This is a genomic window from Streptomyces sp. NPDC054847, assembly GCF_053610925.1.
On record NZ_JBSGZJ010000290.1, the window covers coordinates 1 to 9,330 of the forward strand.

Below are 9,330 nucleotides of genomic sequence, written 5' to 3' on the forward strand. Positions count from 1 at the left end.
CCCACGCCCCCTGCAGTCACAGGTGCGTCGGGGCGAACATCCGCAGCAGCGCCGGGAGGACGACCACCGACGGGCCCGGCTGGGCGAAGGCCTTCGCCAGGTCCTCCGACAGGGACTCCGGGCTCGTGCGGACAGCGGGGACGCCGAAGGACTCCGCCAGCGCCACGAAGTCCGGGCGGGCCAGCTCGGTGGCGGTTGCCTCGCCGAACGCGTCCGTCATGTACTCGCGCAGGATGCCGTAGCCGCCGTCGTCGACGATCAGCCAGGTGACCGGCAGGCCGTACTGGCGGGCGGTGGCGAGTTCGGCGATGGAGTACATCGCGCCGCCGTCGCCGGAGACGGCGAGGACGGGCCGGGAGGGGTCGGCTGCGGCCGCGCCGAGGGCGGCGGGGAAGCCGTAGCCGAGGCCGCCGGCGCCCTGGGCCGAGTGCATGGTGTTGGGCTTGCGGGCGTCGAAGGCGGACCAGGCCCAGTAGGCCAGGATCGTCATGTCCCAGAAGCTGGGCGAGTCGTCGGGCAGCGCCTCCCGTACGGAGGCGAGGATCCGCTGCGCCAGGGTGAGTTCCTGGGCGTCGATGCGGGCCCGGACCGCCGCGAGCACGTCCCGCACGGAGGCGGCGGCCGACGGGTCCTCGCGTTCCGCCACCGTCTCCAGCAGGGCGGACAGCGCGAGGCGCGCGTCCGCGTGGATGCCGAGCGCCGGGTGGTTGGACTCCAGCTTGCCGAGGTCGGCCTCGATCTGGATCACTCGGCCGCGCGGGGCGAACGTGTGGTAGTTCGAGGACAGTTCGCCGAGGCCGGAGCCGACGACGAGCAGTACGTCCGCCGACTCCAGGAAGTCGGTGGTGTGGCGGTCCTCCAGCCAGGACTGGAGGGAGAGCGGGTGCTCCCAGGGGAAGGCGCCCTTGCCGCCGAAGGTGGTGACGACCGGCGCGTCGAGCTTCTCGGCGAGCGCGAGCAGCTTGCCGGAGGCGTCGGAGCGTACGACTCCGCCGCCGGCGATGATCGCCGGCCGGGCGGCGTTCGACAGCAGGTCGGCCGCGACGGCGGTGAGTTCGGGCCGTGGCACGACGTCGTCGGGTGTGGCGTCCATGGCGGTGACGACCGGGAGGCTGGTCCCGGCCAGGAGGACGTCCTGCGGGATCTCGACCCACACGGGTCCGTGCGGGGCGGTCAGCGCCGATTCCCAGGCGGCCGCGATCGCCGACGGGATCTGGGAGGCCGTGCGCACGACGTGCACGGACTTGACGATGTCGCGGAACGACGCCTGCTGGTCGCGCAGTTCGTGCAAGTAGCCGTGGCGGCCGCCGCCGAGCCCGGCGGAGGGCACCTGGCTGCCGATCGCGAGCACGGGCGCCGATGCCGCGGCCGCCTCCTGGAGCGCGGCGAGGGACATCAGCGCGCCGGGCCCGGTCGACAGCAGCAGCGGTGCCGCTTCGCCGGTGACCCGGCCGTACGCGTCGGCGGCGAAGCCCGCGTTGTTCTCCACGCGCAGGCCCACGTACCGCAGGGACGAGCGGCGCAGGGCGTCGAACATGCCGAGCGCGTGCTGGCCGGGCAGACCGAAGACCGTCGTCGCGCCGAGCCCGGAGAGGGTCTCGACGACGAGGTCGCCGCCGTTGCGGCCGGCCGGCGGGTTCAGGGCCGCCTCTGTCTGGGCCGCGGTGGGGCGCAGCACCAGTTCGTGGTCGTGGGTCACTGCGTCTTCCTCGCGTCGGCGATCTGCCGGGACATGATCGTGGTCAGCTCGTACGCGGTGTGCGACGCGGCGACGGAGGTGATCTCGGCGTGGTCGTAGGCCGGCGCAACCTCGACGACGTCGGCGGAGACGAGGTTGCAGGACGCGAGGCCGCGCAGGATCTCGAGGAGCTCGCGGGAGGTCATGCCGCCGGCCTCGGGGGTGCCGGTGCCAGGGGCGTGCGCCGGGTCGAGGCAGTCGATGTCGATGGAGATGTACAGCGGCCGGTCCCCGATGCGCTGCCGCAGCTGGTCGGCGACCTCGTCGGCGCCCCGGCGGTAGACGTCGGCGGAGGTGACGATGCCGAAGCCCATCTTCTCGTCGTCGGTGAGGTCCTGCTTGCCGTACAGCGGGCCGCGGGTGCCGACGTGGGACAGCGCCTCGGTGTCGAGGATGCCCTCCTCGACGGCGCGGCGGAACGGGGTGCCGTGCGTGTACTCGGCGCCGAAGTAGGTGTCCCAGGTGTCGAGGTGCGCGTCGAAGTGGAGCAGGGCGACCGGCCCGTGCTTCTTGGCGACGGAACGCAGCAGCGGCAGTGCGATGGTGTGGTCGCCGCCGAGCGTCATCATCCGGGCGCCGGTTCCGAGCAGGTCGTCGGCGGCGGCCTCGATGGTGTCGACGGCCTCGTTGATGTTGAACGGGTTGGCCGCGATGTCACCCGCGTCGGCGACCTGGGCGAGCGCGAAGGGCGAGGCGTCCTGCGCCGGGTTGTACGGGCGCAGGAGCCTCGACGCCTCGCGGATGGCGTTGCCGCCGAAGCGCGCACCGGGGCGGTAGGAGACCCCGGAGTCGAAGGGGACGCCGACCACGGCGACGTCGGCACGGCCGACCTCGTCGAGCCGGGGCAGCCGGGCGAACGTGGCGGGTCCGGCGTACCGCGGGATGCGGGAGGAGTCGACGGGGCCGCGCGGCTGCTCGTTGCTGCTCATGTGACATGCCTTCCTTCTTGCGCTTCGTTGCGCATTCAGCCGTTTGAGGGCGTTTGTACGACTTTAACTGCGGACCGGTGCGGCCTCGGCGGCCGGGGCCTCCGGTTCGGTCTCGTCGCCGCCTCGGCCGGCCAGCCGCTCACGCCAGGCGGCGAGCACGGCCGGGTCGGTGGGCCGGGTGGCCAGGCTGACGGCCACGTACGCGGCGAGGGAGGCGAGCAGGCCGTAATAGACGGGCTGGTTGGCCAGGATGCCGTATGCCGCCATGAGGCCGATGACCGAGAGACCGCCGACGGTCACCGCGGCGAGCGCGCCCTGCACGGTGCCGCGCTTCCACAGCAGACCGCCGAGGATGGGCACGAGCAGGCCGCCGACGAGCAGGTTGTAGGCGACGGTGAGGGCCTGGACGACGTCGTTCAGGGCGATGGCGATGAGGATGACGCCGACGCCCATGATCAGGATGAAGGCGCGGTTGCCCTTGACCTCGTCGTGCTCGCCCTCGGCCTTGGCGGTGAGGCCGCGCAGCCGGGACCAGATGTCGTTGTTGGCGACGGTGGCGCAGGCGATGAGCGCGCCGGAGGAGGTGGACATGACGGCGGCGAGCGCGGCGGCCAGCACCAGGCCCCGCACACCCATCGGCAGCTCGTCCTTGACGATGGTGGCGAAGGCGTCGTCGGCGCTGGGCAGCTTGGGGTAGATCACCTTGGCGGCCGTGCCGATGACGGCGCCGGCGAGGGCGTAGGCGAGGCAGTACGTACCGGCGACGGTGCCGCCCCACTTGGCTACCTTGTCGGTGCGGGCCGTGAAGACCCGCTGCCAGATGTCCTGGCCGATGAGCATGCCGAACGTGTAGATCAGCACGTACGTGAAGATCGTCTCGCCGCCGATGCCGAGCGGCTCGAAGTAAGCGGTCGGCAGGGCCGCCTTCATCTCGGCGAAGCCGCCGGCCTTGACGACGGCGATGGGCAGGAGCAGAAGCAGCACGCCGATGGTCTTCACCACGAACTGCACCATGTCGGTGATCGTGATGGACCACATGCCGCCGAGGGTCGAGTAGGCGACGACGATCGTGCCGCCGAGGATGATCGCGGCGGTCCGGGGCAGGTCGAAGAGGACGTCGAAGATCGTCGCGTAGGCGATGGTCGAGGTGACGGCCAGCATCAGGGTGTACGCCCACATGACGACGCCCGAGATCACGCCGGCCTTGCCGCCGTAGCGCAGGTCGAGCATCTCGGAGACGGTGTAGACCTTGAGCCGGGCGATCCGCGCGGAGAAGAAGACGGACAGCGCGAGCAGGCCGAGGCCGATGGTGAAGACCATCCAGGCGCCCGAGAGTCCGTACTTGTAGCCGAGTCCGACGCCGCCGATGGTGGACGCGCCGCCGAGCACGATCGCTGCCATGGTTCCCGAGTACATCCAGGGGCCGAGCCTGCGGCCCGCGACCAGGAAGTCGCTCTTGGACCTGGCGCGGCGCATGCCCCACCAGCCCATCGCCAGCATGCTGGCCAGGTACAGGACGATGACTGCGTAGTCGACGGCCATGGGCCCTCCTCTGCTCACCTCAGTGGCGTGTCGTGCGGGGAAAGTGCCAGGGCCGATCGCGGGGACATCCGCCCGTACCCGCTGCCGCTGGATGGCATGACAGTAGGTGGCCGGAAAGCGACGCTGAAGTGTACGTTTCATCCATCGGTCCCACGATGGATGTACGAAGGGTCCACCGCCGTGTCCGCTCAGGAGCCCGCATCCACGCCACCGGCGCCGGCCGTCCCGCTCGCCGCCCTGCTCGCCCGCCGGGACCTCGGGCTGCGCCTGCTCACCGGCTCCGAGGACGCCGCCCTCCACTGGGTGCACACCTCCGAGATGGCGGACCCCTATCCGTACCTCCTCGGCGGTGAATTGCTGATGACGGCGGGCGTGCAGCTCAGCGACCCGTCGCGGTACGTGGAACGTGTGGTCGAGGCGGGTGCGGCGGCGCTCGGCTTCGGTGTGGCTCCGGTGTACGACACCGTGCCCGCGGAGCTCGTCGCGGCGTGCACACGCCACGGCCTGCCGCTGGTCGAGGTGCCGCCGCAGACGCCGTTTACGGCCGTGGCCCGGGCGCTGTGGCGACTGATGGCCCAGGCCCGCCTCCAGGAGTTGCGGCGGGTGACCGAGGCGCAGCAGTCGCTGGCGACGGCGGCTGCCCGGCCGGCCCCTGTCCCCGCGGTGCTCGGCGCGCTGGCCTCGCGGCTCGGCGGGCGCGCGGTGCTCTTCGCCCCGGACGGTACGGAGTCGGCGGCTGCGGGCCGCCCGATCCCCGACGCGGCGAGCCGTGCACTCGCCGATCTGGCGGGGGTGGTTGGCCCGCGCCCGGGCGGACCGGCGACGGCGAGCGGGGACGGCGGGGGGCTGCGGCTCGCCGCGTACGCGCTCGGCGGCGCCGACGGACTCACGCTCGCCGTCGCGTCCGAGCACCACGAGCCGGGGAACCACACCATCGCCGGGGTGGCGGTCGTCCTGCTCTCCCTGCTCACGGCCCCGCGACGGGGCGCGGATTCCGCGGTACGCGACGCGGCCCTGGTCCGCCTGCTCCTCGGCGAGACGCCGGCCGAGGCGGCGCGCTCCCTGGACCCGGGCCCCTGGACGGTGGTCCACGCCCAGGGCGGCGACGGGACCCCGTTCGCGGCGGCCGCGCTGGCGGCGGCGCTGGGCACCTCCCTGGTCGAGACACCCGACGGCACGGCGGTACGCCTGCTGCTGCCCGCGAGTACGGCCGTCGTGGCCCAGCCTGGTTGGACGCTCGGAGTCAGCGCCCCCGCAGAGGCGCGGGACCTCGCCCTCGCCGACACGCACGCGGCACGCGCCCTGCGCCGTGCGCTCACGACGGGCAGACCGCTGGTGCGCCACCGCGAGTCCGGACCGCTCACCCCCGACGACGCCCGCGCACGCCTGGCGCCGCTCGCCGACTCCCCCGCGCTCGTCGAGACGCTGCGGACCTGGCTCTCCCTGCACGGCAGTTGGGACCGCACCGCCGCCGCCATGGGCATCCACCGCAACACGGTCCGCCAGCGCATCGGCCGCTGCGCGACCCTGCTGGACGCCGACCTGGACGACGTGGACGTCCGGATGGAGCTGTGGTTCGCACTGCGGCACGGGTAGGTGGTCCGACGTCCACGGTTCCGTGACAAGCCCACGACCGACGCCACCGAAAGCTGTCACCACGCACCAATCCCCTTGCCCGGCAAGTGTGTTGGAATTCCCGCATGGTCACTCCTGCTGACGGAACCAGGGTCGCGGACCCGGACGGGCCGGCGCGCCGCCTGCGCGCCGAGATCGAGCGGTTACGGGACGAGGCGGCGCACCAGAAGGGACTCGCCCACCGCCGTGCCGAGTTCTGGACCAAGGCCCATATCGCCCTCGGCTTCCCCGCCGCCCTCCTCGCCGGCACCGCCGGAGCCGCCGGCCTCGCCACGGCGGACGCCCGCGTCCCCGCCGCCCTGCTCGCCCTCGCCTCCGCCGGCTTCGCGGCCGGCGCCGGCTTCCTCCGCAGCGACACCCGCTGCCGCGCCAACAAGCGCGCCCGGCACGCGTGGGCGGCCCTGGAAGGCCGAGCCACGGTGAAGCTGGCACGCGAGAACCTGTCCCCGGAGGATCTCGCCGAACTCCTCGACCACCGCCAGGCGGCGCTCTCCGCCTACGACGCGGAGGACCCCCATCCGGGCCCGCCGCCGGCACTGCCGGGCTGAGCCCGCCTCTGCCGCCGGTTCAGGGCCACCTGCGAGGGGCTGCCGGTGCAGGCCGTCGGGCACGGTTTCCTCAGTCGTTCAGATGCCCCTCCGCGTAGACCTTGAGAGCGCCTCGGACGAACACGGCGGCGCCTGCGGCCGGAGCGGGTCCGGCCACGTTCGTCATGGTCCGACGCACTCCGAGCGGTCGGAACGGCAGGCTCCGAAACGTTGACCGGTCGGGGGAACCGCCGTAGCGTTCGTCGCACAATCGGACAAATCACTCATTGGTCGGAGTGTGGGCCCATGCACATGACCCGCCGCAGGACCGGCACGCTCGCCGGCACCACCGTTCTGGCAGCCTGCCTGCTCTCGACGCTTTCCGCCTGCGGGGCCGAGGCCTCCGCACCCCGACCACCGGCCGACCTCCCCAAGGTCTCCCTGCAGATCGGGACCGCCCCGCTGGGGAAGGCCCTGGCGACCCAGGCCACGGCCCAGAGCGCAGCGGCGGCGGAGGCCGCGGCGAAGAAGCAGTGCACCACGGACCCGGCCGACCGCCAGAACTGCCGTAACCCCGGCGGCACGATCGACCCCGACGGCGGGGACATCGACGGAGACGGCGTGTTCGAGGACAACGAGCCCGTCGGCCCCGCGTACAAGGACCCCCGCGCCTACGACGGCGGCAAGACGTCCGGCGAGACGCAGTGCGAATGGCTGCGCTCGCAGGGAATCGCCTGCTGAGACCGCCCACAGCCCGCCCATCGACGACGCCTCCGTCCACGCGACGGGGGCGTCGTCACGCCCGTACGTGCTCAGCATCACTATGGACACTTTCAACAACCCCCCGGTAACTTAGCCTGAGCAAGCGCTTAGCCATGTGCCAGCGTGCCCACACAGTCACAGTCACCGAGGAGGCGTCCGTGCGCCGGACCGTATTCAACGAGGACCACGAGGCGTTCCGGGACACCATCCGCGCCTTCATCGAGGCCGAGGTCGTCCCCGTCTACGACGAGTGGTTCGCTGCAGGCCAGGCGCCGCGCGACTTCTACTACAAGCTCGGCGAGCTGGGCATCTTCGGCATCAACGTGCCCGAGGAGTTCGGCGGCGCGGGCCTGGACACGCACAAGTTCGAGGCCGTCCTCTACGAGGAGACCTCCCGTGCGGGCGTCCAGTTCGGCGGCTCCGGTGTGCACGTGCTGCTCGCCCTCCCCTACATCAAGCTGCTCGCCACCGACGAGCAGAAGAAGCGCTACCTGACGAAGTTCGTCACCGGCGAGGAGATGTGGGCGCTGGCGATGACCGAGCCGGGCACCGGCTCCGACGTCGCGGGCATGAAGACCACCGCCAAGCTCTCCGAGGACGGCACGCACTACGTCCTCAACGGCGCCAAGACCTTCATCACCGGCGGCGTGCACGCCGACCGTGTGATCGTCTGCGCCCGTACGTCCGCCCCGCGCGAGGACGACCGCCGCTTCGGCATCTCCCTGTTCGCCGTGGACACCAAGTCCGAGGGCTACTCCGTCGGCCGCAAGCTGGACAAGCTGGGCCTGCGCACCTCCGACACCGCCGAGCTGGCCTTCGTCGACGTCAAGGTCCCCGTCGAGGACCTGCTCGGCGAGGAGAACAAGGGCTTCTACTACCTCGGCCAGAACCTGCCGTCCGAGCGCTGGGGCATCGCGTTCGGCGCGTACGCCCAGGCCAAGGCCGCCGTCCGGTTCGCCCAGCAGTACGTGACCGACCGTACGGTCTTCGGCAAGCCGGTCGCCTCGTTCCAGAACACCAAGTTCGAGCTGGCCGCCTGCCAGGCCGAGGTGGACGCGGCGGAGGCCGTCGCCGACCGCGCGCTGGAAGCGCTCGACGCCGGCGAGCTGACCGCCGCGGAGGCCGCTTCCGCGAAGCTGTTCTGCACCGAGGTCGCCCACCGTGTGATCGACCGCTGCCTCCAGCTGCACGGCGGCTACGGCTACATGAACGAGTACCCGATCGCCCGCCTGTACGCCGACAACCGCGTCAACCGTATCTACGGCGGCACCAGCGAGGTCATGAAGTCCATCATCGCCAAGTCGATGGGCCTGTAGGTTCCCTGACGTGAACCAAGCGCTCGACGAGCTGCTCGATCTGCTCGACCTGGAGCAGATCGAGCAGAACATCTTCCGGGGAAGCTCCCGTTCGGCCGTGGTCCCACGCGTCTTCGGCGGGCAGGTCGCCGCTCAGGCGCTGGTCGCCGCGGGCCGGACGGCCCCGGCGGACCGCACGGCGCACTCGCTGCACTCGTACTTCCTGCGCATGGGCGACCCGGGCGCCCCGATCGTCTACACGGTCGACCGCATCCGCGACGGCCGGTCGTTCACGACCCGGCGGGTGGTCGCGGTCCAGCACGGCCAGCCGATCTTCCACCTCTCGGCGTCGTTCCAGACGCCGGAGGAGGGTTTGGAGCACCAGGCGGAGATGCCTGACGCGCCGGACCCGGAATCGCTGCCGACGGCCGCCGAGATGCTGCCGCGCTACGCGGACCGCTTCGTCGACCCCGGCGTGGTGGACCGGCTCCTCGAGGCACGGGCGGCGGTCGACCTCCGTTACGTGGACGAGCCGCCGTACGCCACGGCGGGCCGGCCGCGCGAGCCGCGCTCCCAGGTCTGGTTCCGCGCGAACGGCAAGCTCGCCGACGACTCCCTGCTGCACGTCTGCCTCGCGACGTACGTCTCCGACATGACGCTGCTCGACTCGGTCCTGCTCGCCCACGGCCGGGGCGGCTGGGCGGTCGGGGACGTCGTGGGAGCGTCGCTGGACCACGCAATGTGGTTCCACCGGCCGTTCCGCGCGGACGAATGGCTCCTGTACGACCAGCAGTCACCCTCCGCCTCCGGCGGCCGGGGCCTGGGCCAGGCCCGTATCTACACCCAGGACGGGCAGCTGGCGATCTCGGTCATCCAGGAAGGCGTGGTCCGCGTCCCGCGCC

Annotated in this window: 8 protein-coding genes; 5 read left to right on the forward strand and 3 right to left on the reverse strand. The window is 72.0% G+C overall.

What is annotated here, in order from left to right; genetic code table 11:
• Positions 1-16: 16 nt before the first annotated feature.
• The 3 genes from ACWGH4_RS24415 to ACWGH4_RS24425 form a co-directional block, all read right to left on the reverse strand.
• Positions 17-1,699 carry a thiamine pyrophosphate-binding protein gene (locus ACWGH4_RS24415; RefSeq protein ID WP_453464527.1) on the reverse strand — a complete coding sequence of 561 codons (1,683 nt, stop codon included), beginning with the start codon at positions 1,697-1,699 and terminating at the stop codon, positions 17-19.
• Positions 1,696-2,667: an agmatinase gene (speB, locus tag ACWGH4_RS24420; protein WP_441263122.1), complete on the reverse strand. Its 972-nt coding sequence runs from the start codon at positions 2,665-2,667 to the stop codon at positions 1,696-1,698. Before speB ends, ACWGH4_RS24415 begins: the two co-directional genes overlap by 4 nt.
• Positions 2,668-2,730: 63 nt before the next feature.
• On the reverse strand, positions 2,731-4,209 hold the full coding sequence (locus ACWGH4_RS24425) for a sodium:solute symporter (protein WP_453464531.1): 1,479 nt from the start codon (positions 4,207-4,209) through the stop codon (positions 2,731-2,733).
• A 159-nt stretch (positions 4,210-4,368) separates the two neighbouring features.
• On the opposite strand from ACWGH4_RS24425, the gene ACWGH4_RS24430 reads away from it, so the two are divergent.
• The 5 genes from ACWGH4_RS24430 to tesB form a co-directional block, all read left to right on the forward strand.
• Complete coding sequence (locus ACWGH4_RS24430; RefSeq protein WP_453464534.1) at positions 4,369-5,805, forward strand: PucR family transcriptional regulator ligand-binding domain-containing protein; 1,437 nt, start codon at positions 4,369-4,371, stop codon at positions 5,803-5,805.
• A 104-nt stretch (positions 5,806-5,909) separates the two neighbouring features.
• On the forward strand, positions 5,910-6,392 hold the full coding sequence (locus ACWGH4_RS24435; RefSeq protein ID WP_453464537.1) for a hypothetical protein: 483 nt from the start codon (positions 5,910-5,912) through the stop codon (positions 6,390-6,392).
• A 285-nt stretch (positions 6,393-6,677) separates the two neighbouring features.
• Positions 6,678-7,112, forward strand: coding sequence for a hypothetical protein (locus ACWGH4_RS24440; protein ID WP_453464540.1), 435 nt, complete (start codon positions 6,678-6,680; stop codon positions 7,110-7,112).
• A gap of 179 nt (positions 7,113-7,291) precedes the next feature.
• Positions 7,292-8,449 carry an acyl-CoA dehydrogenase family protein gene (locus ACWGH4_RS24445; RefSeq protein WP_441263127.1) on the forward strand — a complete coding sequence of 386 codons (1,158 nt, stop codon included), beginning with the start codon at positions 7,292-7,294 and terminating at the stop codon, positions 8,447-8,449.
• A 10-nt stretch (positions 8,450-8,459) separates the two neighbouring features.
• A partial coding sequence (tesB, locus tag ACWGH4_RS24450) for an acyl-CoA thioesterase II (RefSeq protein ID WP_307706536.1) occupies positions 8,460-9,330 on the forward strand: 871 nt, incomplete at its 3' end.

Excerpts from the sequence above, each read along its gene's own strand:
- speB (WP_441263122.1), bottom strand. The coding sequence starts at position 2,667 with ATGAGCAGCAACGAGCAGCCGCGCGGCCCCGTCGACTCCTCCCGCATC.
- ACWGH4_RS24425 (WP_453464531.1), bottom strand. The coding sequence starts at position 4,209 with ATGGCCGTCGACTACGCAGTCATCGTCCTGTACCTGGCCAGCATGCTG.
- ACWGH4_RS24430 (WP_453464534.1), top strand. The coding sequence starts at position 4,369 with ATGTACGAAGGGTCCACCGCCGTGTCCGCTCAGGAGCCCGCATCCACG.
- ACWGH4_RS24435 (WP_453464537.1), top strand. The coding sequence starts at position 5,910 with ATGGTCACTCCTGCTGACGGAACCAGGGTCGCGGACCCGGACGGGCCG.
- ACWGH4_RS24440 (WP_453464540.1), top strand. The coding sequence starts at position 6,678 with ATGCACATGACCCGCCGCAGGACCGGCACGCTCGCCGGCACCACCGTT.